This window comes from Pseudomonas sp. ML2-2023-6, assembly GCF_037055265.1.
GTDB classification, from domain to species: Bacteria; Pseudomonadota; Gammaproteobacteria; order Pseudomonadales; family Pseudomonadaceae; genus Aquipseudomonas; species Aquipseudomonas kulmbachensis.
This window is the reverse complement of the sequence record NZ_CP146347.1, coordinates 986,612-1,007,799: the sequence shown is the minus strand read 5'-3', so window position 1 is coordinate 1,007,799 and position 21,188 is coordinate 986,612. Positions and strand designations below refer to the sequence as shown.

The 21,188-nt window shown below is 59.3% G+C and carries 25 protein-coding genes and 1 pseudogene; 18 read left to right on the top strand and 8 right to left on the bottom strand.

Features of this window, described 5'->3' with window-relative positions; all coding sequences use genetic code 11:
• Positions 1–11: 11 nt before the first annotated feature.
• The 4 genes from V6L79_RS04645 to pilG are packed head-to-tail and all read right to left on the bottom strand — an operon-like array spanning position 12 to position 3,488.
• Positions 12–2,069, bottom strand: a complete 2,058-nt coding sequence (locus V6L79_RS04645) for a methyl-accepting chemotaxis protein (RefSeq protein ID WP_405046610.1) — start codon at positions 2,067–2,069, stop codon at positions 12–14.
• Positions 2,070–2,110: 41 nt separating this feature from the next.
• Entirely contained in the window at positions 2,111–2,650 is a 540-nt protein-coding gene (locus V6L79_RS04640; protein ID WP_261740582.1) for a chemotaxis protein CheW, read from the bottom strand.
• A gap of 10 nt (positions 2,651–2,660) precedes the next feature.
• The gene (gene pilH / locus V6L79_RS04635) at positions 2,661–3,038 is read right to left on the bottom strand and encodes a twitching motility response regulator PilH (RefSeq protein ID WP_261740581.1); all 378 of its coding nucleotides are present in this window, start codon (positions 3,036–3,038) and stop codon (positions 2,661–2,663) included.
• 42 nt (positions 3,039–3,080) lie between these two features.
• Positions 3,081–3,488 carry a twitching motility response regulator PilG gene (pilG, locus tag V6L79_RS04630; RefSeq protein WP_261740580.1) on the bottom strand — a complete coding sequence of 136 codons (408 nt, stop codon included), beginning with the start codon at positions 3,486–3,488 and terminating at the stop codon, positions 3,081–3,083.
• A 235-nt stretch (positions 3,489–3,723) separates the two neighbouring features.
• Between pilG and gshB the strand changes: the two genes are divergently transcribed.
• From gshB to V6L79_RS04595, 7 genes are all read left to right on the top strand, one after another.
• Positions 3,724–4,677 (top strand): glutathione synthase, encoded by a 954-nt coding sequence (gshB, locus tag V6L79_RS04625; protein ID WP_133075178.1) that lies wholly within the window; start codon positions 3,724–3,726, stop codon positions 4,675–4,677.
• A 76-nt stretch (positions 4,678–4,753) separates the two neighbouring features.
• Positions 4,754–5,653 (top strand): energy transducer TonB, encoded by a 900-nt coding sequence (locus V6L79_RS04620; RefSeq protein ID WP_261740579.1) that lies wholly within the window; start codon positions 4,754–4,756, stop codon positions 5,651–5,653.
• 162 nt (positions 5,654–5,815) lie between these two features.
• Positions 5,816–6,388 carry a YqgE/AlgH family protein gene (locus tag V6L79_RS04615; protein WP_261740578.1) on the top strand — a complete coding sequence of 191 codons (573 nt, stop codon included), beginning with the start codon at positions 5,816–5,818 and terminating at the stop codon, positions 6,386–6,388.
• Positions 6,388–6,828: a Holliday junction resolvase RuvX gene (gene ruvX, locus V6L79_RS04610; protein WP_261740577.1), complete on the top strand. Its 441-nt coding sequence runs from the start codon at positions 6,388–6,390 to the stop codon at positions 6,826–6,828. Before V6L79_RS04615 ends, ruvX begins: the two co-directional genes overlap by 1 nt.
• Before the next feature lie 82 nt (positions 6,829–6,910).
• Entirely contained in the window at positions 6,911–7,417 is a 507-nt protein-coding gene (pyrR, locus tag V6L79_RS04605; RefSeq protein WP_261740576.1) for a bifunctional pyr operon transcriptional regulator/uracil phosphoribosyltransferase PyrR, read from the top strand.
• A 12-nt stretch (positions 7,418–7,429) separates the two neighbouring features.
• Positions 7,430–8,434 (top strand): aspartate carbamoyltransferase catalytic subunit, encoded by a 1,005-nt coding sequence (locus tag V6L79_RS04600; RefSeq protein ID WP_019828034.1) that lies wholly within the window; start codon positions 7,430–7,432, stop codon positions 8,432–8,434.
• On the top strand, positions 8,431–9,702 hold the full coding sequence (locus tag V6L79_RS04595) for a dihydroorotase (RefSeq protein ID WP_321835437.1): 1,272 nt from the start codon (positions 8,431–8,433) through the stop codon (positions 9,700–9,702). The genes V6L79_RS04600 and V6L79_RS04595 overlap by 4 nt, the downstream gene beginning before the upstream one ends.
• Before the next feature lie 117 nt (positions 9,703–9,819).
• On the opposite strand, the gene V6L79_RS04590 is transcribed toward V6L79_RS04595, so the two are convergent.
• Positions 9,820–10,236, bottom strand: a complete 417-nt coding sequence (locus V6L79_RS04590) for a TM2 domain-containing protein (protein ID WP_261740574.1) — start codon at positions 10,234–10,236, stop codon at positions 9,820–9,822.
• Positions 10,237–10,488: 252 nt separating this feature from the next.
• Between V6L79_RS04590 and V6L79_RS04585 the strand changes: the two genes are divergently transcribed.
• The gene (locus V6L79_RS04585) at positions 10,489–11,148 is read left to right on the top strand and encodes a C40 family peptidase (RefSeq protein WP_261740573.1); all 660 of its coding nucleotides are present in this window, start codon (positions 10,489–10,491) and stop codon (positions 11,146–11,148) included.
• A 197-nt stretch (positions 11,149–11,345) separates the two neighbouring features.
• On the opposite strand, the pseudogene V6L79_RS04580 reads toward V6L79_RS04585, so the two are convergent.
• Positions 11,346–12,333: pseudogene (locus V6L79_RS04580) on the bottom strand (type IV pilus twitching motility protein PilT).
• A 57-nt stretch (positions 12,334–12,390) separates the two neighbouring features.
• Here V6L79_RS04580 and V6L79_RS04575 point away from each other — a divergent pair.
• The 10 genes from V6L79_RS04575 to V6L79_RS04530 all read left to right on the top strand — a co-directional run bounded on the left by V6L79_RS04575 (position 12,391) and on the right by V6L79_RS04530 (position 19,407).
• On the top strand, positions 12,391–13,077 hold the full coding sequence (locus V6L79_RS04575) for a YggS family pyridoxal phosphate-dependent enzyme (RefSeq protein WP_321838172.1): 687 nt from the start codon (positions 12,391–12,393) through the stop codon (positions 13,075–13,077).
• Between the two features lie 33 nt (positions 13,078–13,110).
• Positions 13,111–13,929, top strand: coding sequence for a pyrroline-5-carboxylate reductase (proC, locus tag V6L79_RS04570; RefSeq protein ID WP_261740570.1), 819 nt, complete (start codon positions 13,111–13,113; stop codon positions 13,927–13,929).
• Between the two features lie 10 nt (positions 13,930–13,939).
• Positions 13,940–14,527 carry a YggT family protein gene (locus V6L79_RS04565; RefSeq protein WP_261740569.1) on the top strand — a complete coding sequence of 196 codons (588 nt, stop codon included), beginning with the start codon at positions 13,940–13,942 and terminating at the stop codon, positions 14,525–14,527.
• Positions 14,527–14,826 (top strand): DUF167 domain-containing protein, encoded by a 300-nt coding sequence (locus V6L79_RS04560; RefSeq protein ID WP_338579874.1) that lies wholly within the window; start codon positions 14,527–14,529, stop codon positions 14,824–14,826. The genes V6L79_RS04565 and V6L79_RS04560 overlap by 1 nt, the downstream gene beginning before the upstream one ends.
• Positions 14,827–15,039: 213 nt before the next feature.
• On the top strand, positions 15,040–16,179 hold the full coding sequence (locus V6L79_RS04555) for a homoserine O-acetyltransferase (RefSeq protein WP_261740567.1): 1,140 nt from the start codon (positions 15,040–15,042) through the stop codon (positions 16,177–16,179).
• Positions 16,180–16,186: 7 nt separating this feature from the next.
• A complete protein-coding gene (gene metW / locus V6L79_RS04550) occupies positions 16,187–16,807 on the top strand; it encodes a methionine biosynthesis protein MetW (RefSeq protein ID WP_019828045.1) in 621 nt (206 codons plus the stop codon).
• Between the two features lie 25 nt (positions 16,808–16,832).
• Positions 16,833–17,270, top strand: a complete 438-nt coding sequence (locus tag V6L79_RS04545; RefSeq protein ID WP_261740566.1) for a DUF4426 domain-containing protein — start codon at positions 16,833–16,835, stop codon at positions 17,268–17,270.
• On the top strand, positions 17,267–17,863 hold the full coding sequence (gene rdgB / locus V6L79_RS04540) for an RdgB/HAM1 family non-canonical purine NTP pyrophosphatase (protein WP_338579873.1): 597 nt from the start codon (positions 17,267–17,269) through the stop codon (positions 17,861–17,863). The genes V6L79_RS04545 and rdgB overlap by 4 nt, the downstream gene beginning before the upstream one ends.
• A complete protein-coding gene (hemW, locus tag V6L79_RS04535) occupies positions 17,860–19,074 on the top strand; it encodes a radical SAM family heme chaperone HemW (protein WP_261740564.1) in 1,215 nt (404 codons plus the stop codon). Before rdgB ends, hemW begins: the two co-directional genes overlap by 4 nt.
• 9 nt (positions 19,075–19,083) lie before the next feature.
• A complete protein-coding gene (locus tag V6L79_RS04530) occupies positions 19,084–19,407 on the top strand; it encodes a DUF3392 domain-containing protein (protein ID WP_019828049.1) in 324 nt (107 codons plus the stop codon).
• A 212-nt stretch (positions 19,408–19,619) separates the two neighbouring features.
• On the opposite strand, the gene trmB is transcribed toward V6L79_RS04530, so the two are convergent.
• Together trmB and V6L79_RS04520 are read right to left on the bottom strand one after the other, a co-directional pair.
• A complete protein-coding gene (trmB, locus tag V6L79_RS04525) occupies positions 19,620–20,342 on the bottom strand; it encodes a tRNA (guanosine(46)-N7)-methyltransferase TrmB (protein WP_133075160.1) in 723 nt (240 codons plus the stop codon).
• A 9-nt stretch (positions 20,343–20,351) separates the two neighbouring features.
• Entirely contained in the window at positions 20,352–21,146 is a 795-nt protein-coding gene (locus tag V6L79_RS04520; protein ID WP_261740562.1) for a thiazole synthase, read from the bottom strand.
• Between the last annotated feature and the right edge of the window lie 42 nt (positions 21,147–21,188).

Sequence of the window (21,188 nt, the reverse complement as noted above, 5' to 3'; positions counted from 1 at the left end):
ATTGCAGCGCATTACTGTGGCCCAAGGTCTTTTGGCGGAGCGGGCAAGGTGAAACCGGACACCGAGCGCCGCAGCTGGCTGGCCATTTTGGCCAGGTTGCCGATGCTGTCGGCGGTCGCTGTGGAACCGGACGAGGTCTGGTTGGTGATTTGCTGAATGACGTTCATGGTCAAGGAAATCTGCGCCGCCGAGGTGGTCTGCTGTTGCGCGGCATTGGAGATGCTTTGAATCAAGTCCGCCAGGTTTTGCGACACGCCTTCGATCTCCTCCAGCGCCACACCGGCGTCATGGGCCAGACGGGCACCGCGCACCACTTCGGTGGTGGTTTGTTCCATGGAGATGACCGCCTCGTTGGTGTCCGCCTGAATCGCCCGCACCAGCGTCTCAATTTGCCGCGTGGCGGCCGATGAGCGCTCAGCCAAGCGCTGCACTTCGTCCGCCACCACGGCAAACCCGCGCCCTGCATCACCGGCCATCGAGGCCTGAATTGCCGCATTCAACGCCAGAATATTGGTCTGATCAGCAATATCGTCAATCAGGCTGACAATGTCGCCGATTTCCTGGGAAGACTCGCCCAAGCGTTTGATCCGCTTGGCCGTGTCCTGAATCTGATCTCGAATGTTGTCCATGCCGTGGATGGTGTTGTGCACCACTTCATTGCCTTTGTTGGCAATCGCCACGGAGCGTTCTGCCACCGCGGAAGATTCAGAGGCGTTGGCCGATACCTGATCGATGGAATGGGCCATTTGCTGGATCGCCCCCGAAGCCTCGGAAATTTGCTGGGCCTGATGCTCGGAGGCCTCGGCCAATTGCATCGCGGTGGCTTGGGTTTCCTGCACGGCGGCCGCGACCTGGCCCGCTGTGAGGTTGATAGTGGCCACCAGTTCGCGCAGTTGGTCGATGGAGTAATTGATCGAGTCGGCAATCGCGCCGGTGAAATCTTCGGTGACCGACGCGGTCACGGTCAGGTCGCCGTCGGCCAGATCGGCAATTTCGTCGAGCAAACGCATGATCGCGTTCTGATTTCGTTCGTTCTTTTCAGCGGTTTCGCGCAACTGGCGATTGGTCTCGCGCACCATCACCAACCCGATCAGGATAATTGATGCCAGCGCCAGCAAGCCCAGTACGTAACCGCCGATGATGTCGAGCGAACGCCCGCTGGCGAGGTTTTCAAAGCCGTTGGCCAAGGACGACGCTTCGTCGAGCAGGGTTTGCGACAGACTGAAAATACTGTTCGCTGCTTCACGTACGTGGAACAACTGCGGCGAGGTTTCGAGGATTTCATCCACTGAACCGGATACAAACTGGAACAGTTCGGAAATCTCCTGCAAACGGGCGCGGGCGTCCTTGTCTTCGACCTGGGTAATTCTCAGCCCGTCATTGCCTTCCAACATTCCGTTGAGCACTTGCCCGAAGCGGTTGGCATCACGCCCGAAGGCTCCGGCAGCCTGGGCCGCATTTTCGTCACCGGCCAGCACCGTATTCACCGCGCCCAAAATCCGCTCGGCCAGTAATGACTGACGCTGAGCCAGTGCCACCTGGCTGGCAGGAGCGCCCCGCTGCAAGAGAATTTCGACGACTTTTTCGTACTCGACCTGCAACTGCGGCACGGTCTCGGCCAGTGTCGCAGCCACTTGATGCAACGACAGTACAGTTTGCTGGCTGGCCAAAATGGCATTGACGTTGCTCAGCAACAACTCCCAGTCCCGCTGAACCGACTGCATTTCCTTGCGCACGGTAGGTGGGGCGGGAGGCAGGCCAGTGGCCGGGTCACCTTTTTTCAGATACCCCCAGCGCTGGCTAAAATCGTTGCGTGCATCTATCAACAACTTGAACGCGGCGGCTTTACCGGCAGCCGCTTCAGTGGCGTTCTTGGCGATGCGCTGGGACAAGACGCGCAACTCGCCCGCATGGCTGATGTACTGCTTGTCGTAGTTGGACTGGGTGTTGAGGTAAGCAAAGTTGGCGAACAACAGCATAATGAACACGATCAGGGCGATAAAAAGCACGATGATCTGCGAACGACTGCGCGACCCTTCCATTGGTTTAGCGGTATTGGCTGTGGTCATCGATCAGGTCCTGAGGTCCCGTTTTAAAGCTGAAGGCCTGCTCACACGGCCACCGCCCAGAACTGCGGCGCCTGGGCCAGGGCAAACGGGCTGAACACCCACCAGAGGTGTTCGGCGGCAAAGTGCCCTTGCACATAGGGGGCGAACATCGGGTGGGGCAAGTTTTGCGTATTGGCATTGAGGTCGGCATGGGCAAAGTGCTGCATGCCCTGCACTTCATCCACCTGCAAGCCGACGAACACGTCTTTATATTCCAGCACCAGCACCCGACGCTGCTTGCGCAAGGGTGACAGCTCAATCCCGAAAAAACCGCACAGATCCATGATCGGCAGCAATTGCCCGCGCAGATTGGCCACGCCCTTGACCCAGGGTTTTACACCGGGCAGCAGAGTGAACCGCGGCTCATGGAGGATTTCGGCAATTTCGCCCATCGGCGCCACAAAACAATGCTCGCCGATCCGAAAACCGATACCGCTCCAAGTGTCGAGCTGCGCTTGCGCAGGCACCAGTCCCGCCGCCAGTGAGCGACAGCGCTGGTCAATCTCGAGCAGCAGCTCGAACGCAGTCAGTGCGCCAGGCATAAGGTGACCGTCATTTTGGAGGGTTTTCTTCCAGGACTTTTTTCACCTTGAGGATCAGCTGCTCTTCATCGACCGGCTTGGTCAGGTAGCCCTTGGCACCCTGGCGTTGCGCCCAGACCATGTCGGTTTCCTGGTCCTTGGTGGTGACGACGATAACCGGGATGTAGCTGGTTTCCGGGTCTTTGGTAAGTTGACGCGTAGCCTGAAAGCCATTGAGGCCCGGCATCACGATGTCCATCAGCACGACGTCTGGCTTTTCCTGGCGCGCCAGGGCGACGCCATCGGCGCCATTTTCAGCCTTGAGCACTACATGGCCGTGCTTTTCGAGCATGCCGGTCAATTTGTACATTTCAGTCGGCGAGTCATCGACGATCAGAATGCGAGCCATGGTGTTCCCCATTCATAAGGTGGTTGGCCGGCTGGCCGGGCGTCATAGAGCACTTTGTACGATGTTGAAGGCGGGCACATGGGCCTTGATGGCACTCAGCAATTCATCACGGCTGAAGGGCTTGGTCAAAAATTGATCAGAACCCACGATCCGCCCCTTGGCCTTGTCGAACAGACCGTCCTTGGATGACAGCATGATCACGGGGATCGATTTGAACGCCCGATTGCTCTTGATCAGTGCGCAGGTCTGATAGCCATCCAGGCGCGGCATCATGATGTCGACAAAGATGATGTGCGGATGGTGGTCGACAATCTTGGCCAGCGCATCGAAACCGTCGATAGCGGTAATGACCTCGCAGCCCACGTTTTTCAGCAGCGTTTCGGCGGTGCGGCGAATGGTTTTCGAATCGTCAATCACCATCACCTTCAAGGCGCTGGAATGCTTTTCCATATCTGCTTTACCGTCGCCACGGCGACCCATTTTGTTACAACTGAGCGACCTAAAACCCCAACTCCTTGATGGACAAGGGTTGTAAGCACTGTGCGAGCCTTTTTAGCACAGTCAGGACCTTCAATCTATCGAACGACCCAAGTGGCGGTTTTTCCTTGACCGAGGCCACACTCAGCGCCACTCTGGCGCCACTTTTCAGAGCCTTTGCGCCCACTATTTATTTGAGGAATTTGCCATGAGCGTTCGAGTCGGGATTGTCATGGACCCCATTGCGGGCATCTCCTATAAAAAGGACAGCTCGCTGGCCATGTTGCTGGCCGCCCAGGATCGCGGCTGGACCCTGTTCTACATGGAACAGCAGGACCTTTACCTGAATGAAGGCAAGGCACGGGCGCGGATGAAGCCGCTCAAGGTGTTCGCCAACCCTGAAAAATGGTTTGAGCTGGACGCCGAGACCGACACGGCCTTGAGCGATCTGGACGTCATCCTGATGCGCAAGGATCCGCCCTTCGATATGGAGTTCGTGTACTCCACCTACCTGCTGGAGCAGGCCGAACGCGACGGCGTGCTGATCGTCAACAAGCCGCAAAGCCTGCGCGACTGTAACGAAAAGCTGTTCGCCACCCAGTTCACCCAGTGCACGCCGCCGACCGTGGTCAGCCGCCGCGCCGATGTACTGCGTGAGTTCGCCGCTCTGCACGGTGACGTGATTCTCAAGCCGCTGGACGGCATGGGCGGAACGTCGATTTTCCGTCACCGCGTGGGCGACCCGAACCTGTCGGTGATTCTCGAAACCCTGACTGCCAACGGCACCCAGCAAATCATGGCGCAGGGCTATCTGCCAGCGATCAAGGACGGCGACAAACGCATCCTGATGATCGACGGCGAGCCGGTGCCGTATTGCCTGGCGCGCATTCCGGCGGCTGGCGAAACCCGTGGCAACCTGGCCGCCGGTGGTCGTGGCGAAGCCCGTCCGTTAAGCGACAAGGACCGCTGGATTGCAGCCCAGGTTGGCCCGACGCTGCGTGAAAAAGGCCTGTTGTTTGTCGGCCTGGATGTGATCGGTGAACACCTGACCGAAATCAACGTCACCAGCCCGACCTGCATTCGCGAAATCGACAATGCGTTCGGCACCAATATCGGCGCCCTGCTGATGGATGCCATTGAGCGCAAGCTCGCCGCACGCTGATCTGCAAAGCCTGTAATAGACCAACATTGCGCTATCATGCGCACCCTGTGAAACCCGCGATGTTGGTCTTTTTGCCATGACACTCCCCAGCGACCTGCCCCCCGAACTCAGCCATAAAGGCGTGCGCGCGGCCGATCGTCTTGGATTTACCCTGTTTATCGCAGCGCTGATCCATATCGCGCTGATTGTGGGCGTGGGTTTCAGCATGAGCGAGCCCAAACAAATCAGCAAAACCCTGGAGATCACCCTCTCTACCTTCAAAAGCGAAAAAGCCCCGGAAAAAGCGGACTTTTTAGCCCAGGACAATCAGCAGGGCAGCGGCACGCTGGATAAAAAAGCCGTGCCCAAGACCACTGAAATAGCACCATTCCAGGACAACAGCGTAAAAAAGGTCACTCCGCCGCCTGCCGCCAAACCCGAGCAGCCCCAGGCCGCGCCCAAGGCCGCCGTGACCACCGTGGCGCCCGCGCCGAAAAAAGCCCCGGTCAAGCCGCAAAAGGTCAAAACCGAAGCGGCGCCCAAGGCCAGCATTCCAACCTTCGACAGCTCCCAGCTGTCCAGCGAGATCTCCAGCCTCGAGGCCGAACTGGCCAACGAGCAACAGTTGTACGCCAAACGCCCGAAGATCTACCGCATGAGTGCGGCCTCAACCATGCGCGACAAGGGCGCTTGGTACAAAGAAGACTGGCGCAAGAAAATCGAGCGTATCGGCAACCTCAATTACCCCGAACAGGCACGCCGGGAAAAGATCTACGGCAAGTTGCGCCTGCTGGTGTCTATCAACCGCGACGGCTCGCTGCACGAAGTGCTGGTGCTGGAGTCCTCGGGGCAGCCGCTGCTGGATCAAGCAGCGCAACGCATCGTGCGCCTGGCCGCACCTTTTGCACCGTTTACTGGCGACCTGGCAGACATCGACCGACTGGAAATCATCCGCACCTGGAAATTCGCCCAAGGCGACCGGCTTTCCAGTAACTGATACACAGGGCAGCTGTGGGAGCGGGCTTGCTCGCGATTGGAGCGCTGCGTTTTACCGTTAAACCGCGCCGCCTGTATCGCGAGCAAGCCCGCTCCCACAAAGACCCAGTAATATTAAGCTTCAAACTTGTCAGTTCACGTTGCCAGCGCCACACTAAGGCTCATGAAAAACCACGCACCGACTTACCTCAAGCATCAATTCCTGATCGCCATGCCGCACATGGCCGACCCGAATTTTGCCCAGACCTTGACCTACATCGTCGAGCACACGGCCAATGGGGCCATGGGGCTGGTGATCAACCGCCCGCTGGAGCTGAGCCTGGCGGATATTCTTGAGCAGTTGCGCCCGGAACAACTCTCCTCGCCCCTGTGCCAGCACGTGCCTATTTATGGCGGCGGGCCGGTCATGATCGATCGTGGTTTTGTGCTGCACCCCGCAGGCGTCAGCTTTGACGCCACGGTAGAGCTCGACGACGGCCTGGCCCTGAGCACCTCAGCCGATGTGCTGTTCAGTATTGCTGATGGTCGAGGGCCGCAGCGCAGCCTGATTTGCCTGGGCTATGCCGGGTGGGACGCCGGTCAACTGGAGGCCGAACTGGTCAACAACGCCTGGCTGACCTGCCCGTATTCCGCTGACATCCTGTTTGAAACCCCTAGCGAGCTGCGCCTCGACGCGGCCGCCAAACACCTCGGAGTGAACCTCAATTTGTTAAGCACCCAAGCAGGCCATTCCTGATGGCCAGCCTTCGTTTACTGCTGGGCTTTGACTACGGCACCCGCTCCATTGGCGTGGCTGTCGGCCAGATGATTACCGGCCAAGCCCGCGAGCTGTGCAACTTGAAAGCCGAAAATGGTATTCCCAAATGGGAAGAAATCGAAAAACTGATCAAGGAATGGCAACCAGACGCGATGGTGGTCGGCATGCCCTTGAACATGGACGGCACCCCGAGCGAGTTCTGCGCCCGAGCGCAAAAATTTGCCAATCGCCTTAATGGCCGCTTCAATCTGCCCGTTTTTACCCATGATGAACGCCTGACCACCTTCGAGGCCAAAGGCGAACGCCGAGCCCAAGGCGGCCAGCGCGGCAGTTACCGCGACAACCCCGTTGATGCCATTGCCGCCAAACTGGTGCTGCAGGGCTGGCTCGACGCGAACCCGGCGCAATCCCAGGACTGAGCCGCGTTTATACAATTGACCCGCCTCATTGTTTGCGCCCGCCGCTGCACGTTCTGCTGCGCGGGCCTTTTAAGGAGCCACTATGATCCTGCCTGTTCCCGCTGAACTGATCTCCCAGATGGCCCTTGATCTCAAGGCCCACCTGGCCCGTCGCGGCATCACCGAGCCGCGTTACATCGGTATCCGCACCGGCGGCATCTGGGTTGCCCAAGCGCTGCTCAAGGCGCTGGACAGCGACGCACCGCTGGGCACGCTGGACGTGTCGTTCTACCGCGATGACTTCAGCCAGAACGGCCTGCACCCGCAAGTACGCCCTTCCGAGCTGCCGTTTGAAATCGAAGGCCAGCACCTGGTGCTGATCGACGACGTACTGATGAGCGGTCGTACCATCCGTGCGGCGCTGAACGAGCTGTTCGACTATGGTCGTCCGGCCAGCGTGACGCTGGTCAGCCTGCTGGACCTGGACGCGGCCGAATTGCCGATCCGCCCGGATGTAGTGGGCGCGACCTTGTCACTCAAGCCGAGCGAGCGGGTAAAACTGTCCGGCCCCGCGCCACTAACACTCGAACTTCAAGACCTAGCCCTCTAAGAGACCATTGCGATGACGCCTACCGACGCCAAGCGCCCGCTGCAGCTCAATGATCAGGGCCAGCTGCGCCACTTTCTGTCGCTCGACGGTTTGCGCCGTGAGCTGCTGACTGAAATCCTCGACACCGCCGACTCGTTCCTCGAAGTCGGCGCCCGGGCGGTGAAAAAAGTCCCGTTGCTGCGCGGTAAAACCGTATGCAACGTGTTCTTCGAGAACTCCACCCGCACCCGTACTACTTTTGAGATGGCCGCCCAGCGCCTGTCTGCCGACGTGATCACACTTAACGTGTCGACCTCGTCGGCGAGCAAGGGCGAGACCCTGCTCGACACCCTGCGCAACCTTGAAGCCATGGCCGCCGACATGTTCGTGGTACGCCATGGCGATTCCGGCGCGGCGCACTTTATTGCCGAGCACGTGTGCCCTCAAGTGGCGATCATCAACGGCGGCGACGGCCGTCACGCTCACCCGACCCAGGGCATGCTCGACATGCTCACTATCCGTCGGCATAAGGGCGGCTTTGAAAACCTGTCGGTGGCCATCGTCGGCGACATCCTGCACTCGCGGGTAGCGCGCTCGAACATGATCGCCCTCAAGACCCTTGGTTGCCCGGACATCCGCGTCATCGCGCCAAAAACCCTGCTGCCGATCGGTATCGAGCAATACGGCGTGAAGGTCTACACCGACATGACCGAAGGCCTGAAGGACGTCGATGTGGTGATCATGCTGCGCCTGCAGCGCGAACGCATGTCCGGTGGACTGCTGCCGAGCGAAGGCGAGTTCTACCGCCTGTTCGGCCTGACCACCGCGCGCCTGGCCGGTGCCAAGCCCGACTGTATCGTGATGCACCCTGGCCCGATCAACCGCGGCGTCGAGATTGAATCCGCCGTGGCCGATGGTCCGCACTCGGTGATCCTCAATCAGGTGACCTACGGCATTGCCGTACGCATGGCCGTATTGTCCATGACCATGAGCGGGCAAACCGCCCAGCGCCAATTCGAACAGGAGAACGCCCAGTGAAGATCAGCATTCTCGGCGCCCGTGTAATTGATCCGAGCAGCCAGCTGGATCAAGTGACTGACCTGCACCTGGAAGCCGGCAAGATCATTGCTATTGGCGCAGCGCCAGTCGGTTTCACCCCGACGCAAACCATCGAAGCCAAAGGCCTGGTAGCAGCCCCAGGGCTGGTTGACCTGAACGTTGCCCTGCGCGAACCGGGTTACAGCCGCAAAGGCACCATTGCCAGCGAAACCCGCGCGGCCGCGGCCGGGGGCGTTACCAGCCTGTGCTGCCCACCGCACACCAAGCCGGTGTTGGACACTTCGGCAGTCGCCGAGCTGATCCTCGACCGCGCCCGCGAAGCTGGCAACTGCAAAGTGTTTCCGATCGGTGCACTGAGCAAAGGCCTGGACGGCGAGCAACTTGCAGAATTGATCGCCTTGCGCGACGCGGGTTGCGTGGCATTTGGCAACGGCCTCAACAGTTTCACCAATACCCGCACCCTGTGCCGGGCGCTGGAATACGCGGCCACCTTCGACCTGACGGTGATTTTCCACTCCCAGGACCGTGACCTGGCCGAGGGCGGCATTGCCCACGACGGCGCGATGGCAGCATTCCGTGGTTTGCCGGGCATCCCGGAAACCGCCGAAACCGTGGCCCTGGCCCGCGACTTGTTGCTGGTTGAGCAAAGCGGCGTGCGCGCACACTTCAGCCAACTGACCAGCGCTCGCGGCGTGGCCCTGATCGCTCAGGCCCAGGCCCGCGGCCTGAAAGTCACGGCCGATGTGGCGTTGTATCAGCTGATTTTGACGGATGAAGCGCTGGTGGACTTCTCCAGCGTTTACCACGTGCAACCGCCGTTGCGCACCCGTGCCGACCGCGATGGCCTACGTGAGGCCGTGAAGTCGGGTGTGGTACAAGCCATCTCCAGCCATCACCAACCCCACGAGCGCGACGCCAAACTGGCACCGTTCGGCGCTACCGAGCCGGGCATGAGCAGCGTTGAAGTGTTGCTGCCTCTGGCGATGACCCTGGTCGAAGACGGCCTGCTGGACTTGCCTACCCTGCTGTCACGCCTCAGCGCAGGCCCGGCTCAGGCACTGCGCCTACCGGCCGGCAAGCTGGCGGTGGGTTCGGCTGCAGATCTGGTGCTGTTTGACCCGGCGGCTTCGACCCTGGTCGGCGAAAAATGGTATTCCAAAGGCGACAACTGCCCGTTCCTCGGCCATTGCCTGCCGAGTGCCGTGCGTTACACGCTGGTGGATGGCCGGATCAGTTACGAAGGCTGAAGCAGTACGACCAACCTGTAGCCGTGGGAGCGAGCCTGCTCGCGAAGATCATTCGCGAGCAGGCTCGCTCCCACAAAGGGCCTTGACCGGGCACAGAGTGTCGACAGGGTTCGTCCGTTAACGACGCTCTGCGTTCTTGATCGAGATCTGTGTATTCAAGGTCCAGAAGTCATACAGGATACCGATCAGGAACAAACCGCCGGTAAACAGGTAGATGATCCCCGTGATCCATTTACCCATGTACATGCGGTGTACACCGAACAACCCCAGAAACGTCAGCAGAATCCAGGCCACGCTGTAGTCAGTGTCACCTGCGGTGAAACGTAAATCGGCTTCACGGTCCATGCTCGGGATCAGGAACAAGTCGATCAACCAGCCAATACCCAGCAAACCCAATGTAAAAAACCAGATCGTCCCGGTCACCGGCTTGCCGTAATAGAAGCGGTGTGCGCCCAGAAATCCAAAAATCCACAGCAAATAGCCCAGCACTTTGCTGTGAGTATCGCGCTGTACATCGTCTCGATAGCCGCTCATAAATGCCCTCTTGGCTGCTGATAGAAAAATATTGTGAAGTTTTTTGTGACTTTTTTACTGTCGCGTAAAAGGTAAAAGTGTCTTACAAGAATTGCCGCAAAGCCTTGTAGTACCTGACCTACACCGTAGGCATGTGACAATTTGCCACCACCTTTGCGAAATTTGACCCCCAGGTCCAACCGACAAATGGCCTGAGAAAGGACAAAAAAGCTGTTATAAAGTTTCGCGTTTATAACCATTGAGCCCTGCCGAATGCGTCCTATATTCAAGACATGGCTAACCATTTGCCTATTAATGCCACTGGCCGCCCACGCCACCAATCGTGAGCAACATCTTCCTTCGGGCTTCACCGGTTACACCGCAAAACCATCTGCGGGCGTTGCCTATGTAGCCTCTAACAGCAAGGCCACGACCAAAACCGTAACACGTCCTGCGTCCAGTAAAGCCCACCGCAAAGCCCCCGGCAAAATTGCGACCGCTTCACTGGCCGCTGCCAACAAACAAAGCAGCACGGTGTTGAGCCGCGCAGTAAACGTGTTGGGCACCCCTTATCGTTGGGGCGGCAGCAGCCCAAGTAAAGGGTTTGACTGCAGCGGTCTGGTCAAATACGCCTTTAATGACGTTGCGGCCGTTGATTTGCCGCGTACCTCCAGCGAAATGGCCAGCGGTCATGGGCAAAAGGTCGAACGCAAGGATTTGAAACCCGGCGACTTGCTGTTTTTCAACATCAAGAGCCGCAAGGTCAACCACGTTGCCATCTACTTGGGTAACGACCGCTTTATCCATGCCCCGCGTCGTGGCAAGTCGGTGACTATCGACACGCTGAAGAAGCCTTACTGGCAGAGCCACTACGTGGTCGCCAAACGCGTACTGCCTAAAGAAGCCGGCACTCTGCGAGTAGCTCAGCGCTAAACAGCAAAACCTGTAGCCGCTGTCGAGCTCCGGCGAGGCTGCGATCGGCGACGTAGTCGTCGTGAAATCAGGCGCTATGGTGTGCCAGTTGAATCCGGGGCTCAGGGTTTACCGAACGCAGCCTCGTTCTACTCGTCAGCGGCTACAAAGATACTTCAGGCTCGCTCCCACTGGGGGCTTGACCTGGAACAGAGTATCTACAAGGTGTTGATCAGCCCTTTCTCCCTCAGCCGTTCCAGGCCCATCTCCAGCGTCTGCATGCCAACCGCCCCGCCGGTCTGGATTGCCGAGAGCATCTGCGCCACCTTGTTTTCCCGGATCAGATTTCGAATCGCAGGCGTAGCCAGCATGATTTCGTGAGCCGCTACCCGCCCGCCTCCGACCTTTTTCACCAGCGTCTGGGAAATCACCGCCTGCAGTGACTGCGAAAGCAGGGTGCGCACCATGGTCTTTTCTTCGCCGGGAAACACATCCACCATCCGGTCGATGGTCTTGGCCGCCGAGGAAGTATGCAATGTGGCCAACACCAGATGCCCGGTTTCCGCTGCTGTCAGTGCCAGCCGGATGGTGTCCAGGTCTCGCATTTCGCCGAGCATGATCACGTCCGGGTCCTCACGCATGGCCGAACGCAAAGCTGTGGCTGTGGCGATGCACCTCGCGCTGATTGATCAGGCACTTGCGCGGTTCGTGGATGAACTCTATTGGATCTTCAAGAGTAAGGATGTGCTGCTGGCGGGTGCTGTTGAGGTGATCGATCATCGCCGCCAGGGTGGTGGTCTTGCCCGAGCCCGTAGCCCCCGTCACCAGGATTAGCCCGTGAGGGGCATGGCAAAGCTGGCTGAATACCTCGCCCAGGCCCAGCGACTCAAGGCTGGGTACTGCCTGGGAGATACTGCGAAACACCGCACCCGAACCGCGCTGCTGTTCAAAGGCATTGACCCGAAAGCGGCCCAACCCCGGTACGGCATAGGCAAAGTCGGCTTCATGTTGCACCTCAAACGCGCCGCGCTGGGCATCGGTCATGGTGCTGTGGATAAGCCCTCGCGCCTGCTCCGCCTCCAGCATCGGTAAATCGCAGCGCTGCATATCGCCATCTATACGCAGCATCGGCACCACGCCCGCTGACAGGTGCAAGTCCGAAGCCCCTTGGTTGACGCTGAACGCCAACAGGTCGGCGATATCCATCCCCCCTCCCAATTCCAGTAGAATGCCGCAGACTTTCACAACGGCGGGCTTAAACGAATGTCCACGATAGCAGGCAACATTGCCCAGGTTGAGGCTCGCATCCGGGCTGCAGCACTGGCTGTGCAACGTGATGTAACGAGCATTCATCTACTCGCTGTCAGCAAGACCAAACCTGCTGCCGCGTTGCGTGAGGCCTATGCCGCCGGGGTTCGCGACTTTGGCGAGAATTACTTGCAGGAGGCCCGCGCCAAACAGGTTGAATTAGCCGACCTGCCCTTGTGTTGGCACTTCATCGGCCCCATTCAATCGAACAAGACGCGCGACATCGCCGAGCATTTTGCCTGGGTGCACTCCGTGGACCGGTTGAAAATTGCCCAGCGCTTGTCTGAACAGCGCCCCGAAGACCTGCCGCCGCTCAATATCTGTATTCAGGTCAATGTCAGTGGTGAGGCCAGTAAATCAGGCTGCACCCCGGCAGACTTGCCTGCGCTGGCAGCCGCTATCAGTGCACTTCCACGTGTGAAATTGCGCGGCTTGATGGCGATTCCGGAGCCGACTGAAGACCGCACCGAGCAAGACGCCGCGTTTGCCACGGTACGCACGCTGCAAGAGAGCCTGAATATGGGCCTCGACACGCTTTCAATGGGCATGAGCCACGACCTGGAGTCGGCTATTGCCCAAGGCGCCACCTGGGTGCGCATTGGCACTGCATTATTTGGCGCCCGCGACTACGGCCAGGCCTGAAAGGGCCTCCCTCATTTTTTATAAGGATCGGTTATGAGCAAAACGCGTATTGCCTTTATCGGCGCCGGAAACATGGCTTCCAGCCTGATCGGCGGCCTGCTGGCCAAAGGTCTGGATGCAGCACAGATCCGCGCCAGCGATCCCGGTGCCGAGACTCGGGCCAAAGTGGCCGCCGAGCATGGCATCGAACTGTTTGCCGAAAACGCGCAGGCGATTCAAGACGCCGACGTAATTGTGATCGCAGTCAAGCCGCAAGCCATGAAAGCCGTGTGCCAGGACCTGCGTCCGCACCTGTTGCCGCATCAACTGCTGGTATCGATTGCCGCCGGTATCACCTGCGCCAGCCTGCTCAACTGGCTGGGTAACCAGCCGCTGGTGCGCTGTATGCCCAATACCCCGGCATTGCTGGGCAAGGGCGTGAGCGGCCTGTACGCCACCGCGCAGGTGAGCGTCGAGCAACGTCAACTGGCCGAGCAACTGCTGAGTGCCGTGGGCATTGTGGTGTGGGTCGATAGCGACGCGCAGATCGATGCCGTGACCGCCGTATCCGGCAGTGGCCCGGCGTACTTCTTCCTGCTGATCGAAGCCATGACCGATGCCGGGGTCAAACTCGGCCTGCCGCGCGAAGTCGCCAAGCAGCTTGCCGAACAAACAGCGCTGGGCGCCGCGCACATGGCCGTGGGCAGCGATGTCGACGCCGCCGAATTGCGCCGCCGCGTGACTTCGCCAGCCGGGACGACCGAAGCTGCGATCAAATCATTCCAGGCCGACGGCTTCGCAGCCTCGGTCGAAAAAGCATTGAGTGCCGCCGCGCACCGCTCGGCCGAAATGGCCGAACAACTGGGTCAATAAGGAGCACATGATGTCCGGACTAAATGGCGCAGCCATTTTCGTAATTCAAACCCTGGGTAGCCTCTACCTGCTGATCGTTCTGCTGCGGTTCATCCTGCAGCTGGTGCGGGCCAACTTCTACAACCCACTGTGCCAGTTCACGGTAAAAGCCACCCAACCCCTGCTCAAGCCTTTGCGCCGAGTGATTCCGAGCCTGTTCGGCCTGGACATGTCGTCGCTGGTGCTGGCCATCGTGGTGCAGATGGTGATTTTCGCCGTGGTGCTGACACTCAGCTACATGTCGTTCAACGTGCTCGGCCTGCTGCTGTGGGCGATCATTGGGGTGACCGCGCTGTTTTTGAAGGTGTTCTTCTTTGCCTTGATCATCAACGTGATCCTCTCGTGGGTAGCACCGGGCAGCACCAGCCCTGGCGCTGAGCTGGTCAACCAGATCACCGAACCTGCCCTGGCACCGTTCCGCCGCTTTCTGCCGAGCATGGGCGGCCTGGATATCTCGCCAATTCTGGCGTTTATGGTGATCCAGTTGATCCAGAGCTACGTGATCCCGCCATTGGCCATGTATGTCGGCATGCCGGTCGTGTTGTTCGGCCTGATCTGATGAGCTACTTCCGTTGGGACGGCGAGGATCTGATTCTCGACTGCCACCTGCAACCCAAGGCCAGCAGCGACGAGTTTGCTGGCCTGCACGGTGAGCGTCTGAAAATCCGCCTCACCGCCCCACCGGTAGAAGGCAAGGCCAACGCCCACCTGGTGGCCTTTCTGGCCAAGGCGTTCGGCATCTCCAAAAGCCAGGTAAGCCTGATCAGCGGCGAACTCAACCGGCAGAAACGCGTGCGTTTGCACGCACCGAAAAAACTGCCGGATTTGCCGGGACTGGCCAGGCCCGATCGTTTGTAGCAGCTGCCGAAGGTACGAGGCTGCGTTCGATTGCGAAGCGATCGTAAAACCAGAGTGCACTTTTAAACTGACACACCGTACTGCCTGAATTTACGACGGCTTCGCCGCCGAACGCAGCCTCGTACCTTCGGCAGCTGCTACGGAGTTTCTTGTCCTTGCCGCTCTGCCCCCCGCTCATTAGACTTACGCCTCATTTAAATGAGAGCAGGGTCGATGCCAACTGCCTTTCCCCCCGATTCCGTTGGTCTGGTTGTGCCGCAAATGGCGCACTTCAACGAGCCCCTGGCTTTAGCCTGCGGCCGCTCACTGCCTGCCTATGATCTGATCTACGAAACCTACGGCCAGCTCAATGCCACGGCCAGTAATGCCGTGCTGATCTGTCACGCGCTATCAGGGCACCATCACGCGGCGGGCTATCACAGCGCCGATGAACGCAAGCCCGGCTGGTGGGACAGTTGCATAGGTCCCGGCAAGCCCATCGATACCAACAAATTCTTCGTCGTCAGCCTGAACAACCTGGGCGGCTGCAACGGCTCTACAGGCCCGAGCAGCATCAATCCCGATACCGGCCGCCCGTTTGGCGCCGAGTTCCCGGTATTGACCGTTGAAGATTGGGTCCATAGCCAAGCACGCTTGGCTGACCGGCTGGGTATCAACCAGTGGGCCGCTGTGATCGGTGGCAGCCTGGGCGGCATGCAGGCGCTGCAATGGAGCATCAGCTACCCGGATCGCCTGCGCCATTGCCTGGCAATTGCCTCGGCACCCAAATTGTCCGCGCAAAATATCGCGTTCAACGAAGTCGCCCGTCAGGCCATCCTCACCGACCCCGAGTTCCACGGCGGTTCGTTCCAGGAAAAAGGCGTGATCCCCAAGCGCGGCCTGATGCTGGCGCGCATGGTAGGGCATATCACCTACCTGTCCGATGACTCGATGGGTGAGAAATTCGGCCGTGGCCTGAAGAACGAAAACCTCAACTACGACTTCCACAGCGTCGAGTTTCAGGTCGAGAGCTACCTGCGTTATCAGGGCGAAGAGTTTTCCGGGCGTTTCGACGCCAACACTTACCTGTTGATGACCAAGGCGCTGGACTACTTCGACCCGGCAGCCAACTTCGACGACGACCTGGCCAAGACCTTTGCCGGGGCCAAGGCGCGTTTTTGCGTGATGTCGTTCACCACCGACTGGCGTTTCTCGCCAGCCCGCTCGCGGGAACTGGTGGATGCACTGATGGCCGCGAAAAAAGACGTGTGCTATCTGGAGATCGACGCTCCGCAAGGCCATGACGCCTTCCTGATTCCGATCCCGCGCTACCTGCAAGCCTTCAGCAACTACATGAACCGCATAGAACTGTGAGAACGCCATGAGAGCCGACCTGGAAATCATCCAAGACTGGATCCCCGCTGGCAGCCGCGTGCTCGACCTCGGTTGTGGTGATGGCGAACTGCTGAGCTGGCTGCGCGACAACAAGCAAGTCACCGGCTACGGTCTGGAAAACGACCCGGACAACATCGCCGAGTGTGTCGCCAAAGGCATCAACGTGATCGAACAGGATCTGGACAAGGGGCTGGGCAACTTCGCCAGCAACAGTTTCGACATCGTGGTCATGACCCAGGCGTTGCAAGCCGTGCATTACCCCGACCGGATCCTCGACGAAATGCTGCGGGTTGGCCGCCAATGCATCATTACCTTCCCCAACTTCGGTCACTGGCGCTGCCGCTGGTACTTGGCCAGCAAGGGGCGGATGCCGGTTTCCGATTTTCTGCCCTACACCTGGTACAACACGCCGAACATTCACTTCTGCACTTTCGAAGACTTCGAAGCGCTGTGCCGTGGGCGCGAAGCACAAGTGATCAATCGCCTTGCTGTAGATCAACAACATCGACACGGGTGGGCGAGCAAGATATGGCCTAACCTGTTGGGCGAGATTGGCATTTATCGTGTCAGCAGTCCTGGCCTTCAGGATCATCAAGTCGCGGTCTGAATCCGCACGTTCAAGGAGAATGACAATGGGTCGTATTGGATTACTACTGCTTTCGATGTGTTTTGGCATGCAGGCATTTGCCGCTGATGGCACATCTGCCCAACGTCAGCAGACGTTTGGCGACACAACGGTGTATTACAACGCGTTCCCGTCGACTTTCCTGACGCCGGACATCGCCAATGAAGTGGAAGTCACCCGCAGCAAAACCAATGCGGTGCTAAACATTACTCTGAACAAGGGCGGCAAGAACATTGCAGCCAACGTTCAGGGCACGGTCCAGAGTGGCGACGCCAAGCCAACGCCGCTGACTTTCCGTCAGGTGGGCAAGAACGGCGAAATCAATTACCTGGCCCAGTTCCCGGTGGCTGGACCGCAGACCTTCACCTTCAAGGTCGATGTGAAGGCTGGCGGCGCAACCTCTGAAACCATCCAATTTTCTCAAATGGTCGCTCCAATCGAATGATGAACCTTACGCAACTGGTACTGGCTAGCCACAACGCCGGCAAACTCAAAGAACTTCAGGCCATGCTCGGCGAGTCGGTGCAGTTGCGCTCGATTGGAGAGTTCAGCAGCGTCGAACCGGATGAAACCGGTTTGTCGTTTGTTGAAAACGCAATTCTTAAAGCCCGCAATGCGGCGCGCATCTCGGGTTTGCCGGCGCTGGCCGACGACTCGGGGCTGGCGGTGGACTATCTCGGCGGCTCCCCAGGCATTTACTCGGCGCGTTATGCCGACGGCAAAGGTGACGCGGCGAACAATGCCAAGCTGCTCGATGCTCTCAAGGACGTACCCGAAGCCGAGCGCGGCGCGCAATTTGTTTGCGTGCTGGCACTGGTGCGCCACGCCGATGATCCGCTGCCGATTATCTGCGAGGGCCTGTGGCACGGACGCATCCTGCCCGCTGCCAGCGGCGAGCACGGTTTTGGCTATGACCCGCTGTTCTGGGTGCCCGAGCGCAACTGCTCCAGCGCCGAACTTAGCCCGACGGAGAAAAACCAGCTGAGCCATCGCGCCCGTGCCATGGTTTTGCTGCGTCAGCGTTTGGGCCTGAAATGACCCACGACACACCACCACAGCCGCTCTATCTGGGCGCGGCTGGCTTTACCCAGCAGGCGCCGCGCGCGCCGCTGAGCCAATTGCCACCCTTGTCGCTGTACATCCATATCCCGTGGTGCGTGCGCAAATGCCCGTATTGCGACTTCAACTCCCACACCGCAAGCCCGGTGCTGCCCGAAGACGAATACGTCGACGCGCTGCTGGCCGATCTCGATCAGGACCTGCACGCGGTTTATGACCGTGAACTGAGCTCGATCTTCTTCGGCGGCGGTACGCCGAGCCTGTTCAGCGCGCAAGCACTGGGGCGCCTGCTCAAGGGCGTTGAAGCGCGTATCCCGTTTGCCAGCGATATCGAAATTACCCTCGAAGCCAACCCCGGTACGTTCGAGCAGGAAAAGTTCGTGGCTTACCGCAAGCTGGGGATCAATCGCCTGTCGATCGGTATCCAGAGCTTCCAGCAAGAAAAACTGCAGGCCCTGGGCCGTATCCACAACGGTGACGAAGCCGTGCGTGCGGCCGGGATGGCGCGCCAGGCGGGCTTTGACAACTTCAACCTGGACCTGATGCACGGTTTGCCCGATCAGTCGCTGGACGATGCCCTGAGCGACCTGCGCCAGGCTATCGCCCTCAAGCCGACTCACCTCTCGTGGTATCAGCTGACACTGGAGCCCAACACGGTGTTCTGGAATCAGCCACCGGTCCTGCCAGAAGACGATACGCTGTGGGACATTCAGGAAGCCGGTCAGGCGCTGCTCGCCGAACACGGCTACGCCCAGTACGAAGTCTCGGCCTATGCCCAGCCGGGTCGCCCGGCGCGGCACAACCTGAACTACTGGAGCTTTGGCGACTTTATTGGCATTGGCGCTGGCGCCCACGGCAAATTGAGCCATCCCGATGGCCGTATCGTGCGTACCTGGAAAACCCGCCTGCCAAAGGATTACCTAAATCCAGCTAAAAACTTTCAAGCAGGCGAGAAAACTCTTACAGCTGAAGAGCTACCCTTTGAGTTTCTAATGAACGCCTTGCGCCTGACCGATGGTGTCGACTCGGCGCTTTATCCACAGCGCACCGGGTTGCCCCTCGACAGCTTGAGCGTTGGACGCAAAGAAGCCGAACAAAGTGGCTTATTACAGGTCGAACCGTCACGACTGGCGGCTACTGCCCGAGGCCAGCTGTTTCTCAACGACTTGCTGCAGCACTTTTTGACTTAAGGAACTCGAATGGACTTGGTACTTGACCTGCTTGCCACCGTATCGCGCTGGAGCCGCAGCCATCTTTCGGAGATCGCTCTGGCCCTGATTGGCTGTGTGCTGGTGCTGTTTGGTGCCGACTTCAAGGGCTGGGTCGAGCAACGCCTGGGCAGCATCGCCGGCGCACTGCGCGTGCCATTGATGGCGTTGTTGTGCCTGATCGGCAGCGGCGCAGCACTGATCTACGCCACACCGTGGGTCGAACGCGGGCTGAGCCAGTTCAACAACTACAGCCTGGCACCGGTGTTGCTGGTGGTGCTGGTGTTGATCGGAGTGGTTGCAGATCGGCGCTGAACACTATGGCCACACCGATTTCGTAGCAGCTGCCGAAGGAACGAGGCTGCGTCCGGCGGCAGAGCCGTCGTAAAGTCAGATAACGCGTTTTTTTCAGGAAGACTGCGCATTCAGGATTTACGACCGCTTCGCGCTCGAACGCAGCCTTCGGCAGCTGCTACAAATGCCGTGCGGAACCGGCCTCAGAGTTGAGGCCGGTATGAAAAAACCGCTTACGCCAGTTTTTCGAACTTCAGATCCCACACGCCATGCCCAAGACGTTCGCCACGGCGTTCGAATTTGGTCACCGGGCGCTCAGGCGGACGCGGCACGCACAGGCCGTCTTCGGCCAGGTTGCGGTAGCCCGGCGCAACGTTCATCACTTCCAGCATGTACTCGGCATACGGTTCCCAGTCGGTCGCCATGTGCAGCACGCCGCCAGCCTTGAGCTTGGAGCGCACCAGTTCGGCGAAGGACGCTTGCACGATCCGGCGCTTATGGTGACGGCTCTTGTGCCAAGGGTCCGGGAAGAACAGGAGCAGACGGTCAAGGCTGTTGTCAGCCACGCAACGGGTCAGCACTTCGATCGCATCGCAATCGTAAACCCGCAGGTTGGTCAGGCCCTGGGTCAGCACGCCATTGAGCAGCGCGCCAACACCCGGACGGTGAACCTCTACCCCGATAAAGTCCTGTTCAGGCGAAGCAGCAGCCATTTCCAGCAAGGAATGGCCCATGCCGAAGCCGATTTCGAGGGTGCGCGGCGCAGAGCGACCGAATACCTGATCGAAATCGACCGGCGCGTCAGCCAGCGGCAGAACGTACAGCGGCGTACCTTGATCGAGACCGCGTTGCTGGCCTTCGGTCATGCGCCCGGCGCGCATCACAAAACTCTTGATGCGACGGTGTTGGCGATCTTCGCCTTCTTCCGGGATTGGGGTGTCTAGTGATTCAGTCATCAGTGGCTCTTACTTGATCAGACCATCCAGCGGCGAAGAGGCGCTGGCATAGAGTTTTTTCGGCATGCGCCCGGCCAGATACGCCAGACGGCCCGCCACAATGGCGTGCTTCATGGCTTCGGCCATGATGATCGGGTGCTGGGCGTTGGCGATGGCCGAGTTCATCAGCACCGCCTCACAGCCCATTTCCATGGCAATGGTCGCGTCGGAGGCAGTGCCCACACCCGCATCGACCAGTACCGGAATTTTTGCTTCTTCAAGGATGATGCGCAGGTTGTAGGGGTTGCAGATCCCCAAACCGGTGCCAATCAGACCCGCCAGCGGCATCACGGCGATACAGCCCATGGCTTCAAGCTCGCGGGCAATGATCGGATCATCGCTGGTGTACACCATCACGTCGAAACCGTCCTTGACCAGAATCTCGGCAGCCTTGAGGGTTTCGATAACGTTAGGGAACAGGGTTTTCTGATCGGCCAGCACTTCGAGCTTGACCAGCTTGTGGCCGTCGAGCAGCTCACGGGCCAGACGGCAGGTGCGCACGGCTTCAACCGCGTCATAGCAACCGGCAGTGTTGGGCAGGATGGTGTAGCGATCCGGCGGCAGCACGTCGAGCAGGTTCGGCTCGCCCGGGTTTTGACCGATGTTGGTACGGCGCACGGCAACAGTGACGATTTCAGCACCAGAGGCTTCAATGGCCAGACGGGTTTCTTCAAGGTCACGGTACTTGCCGGTGCCTACCAGCAGGCGCGACTGATAAGTACGGCCAGCCAGGGTAAAAGGCTTGTCGGTGCGAACGTTGCTCATCGGGAATCCTCTGTAATTGTGTGCACTGGGGGCGAGCGTAAA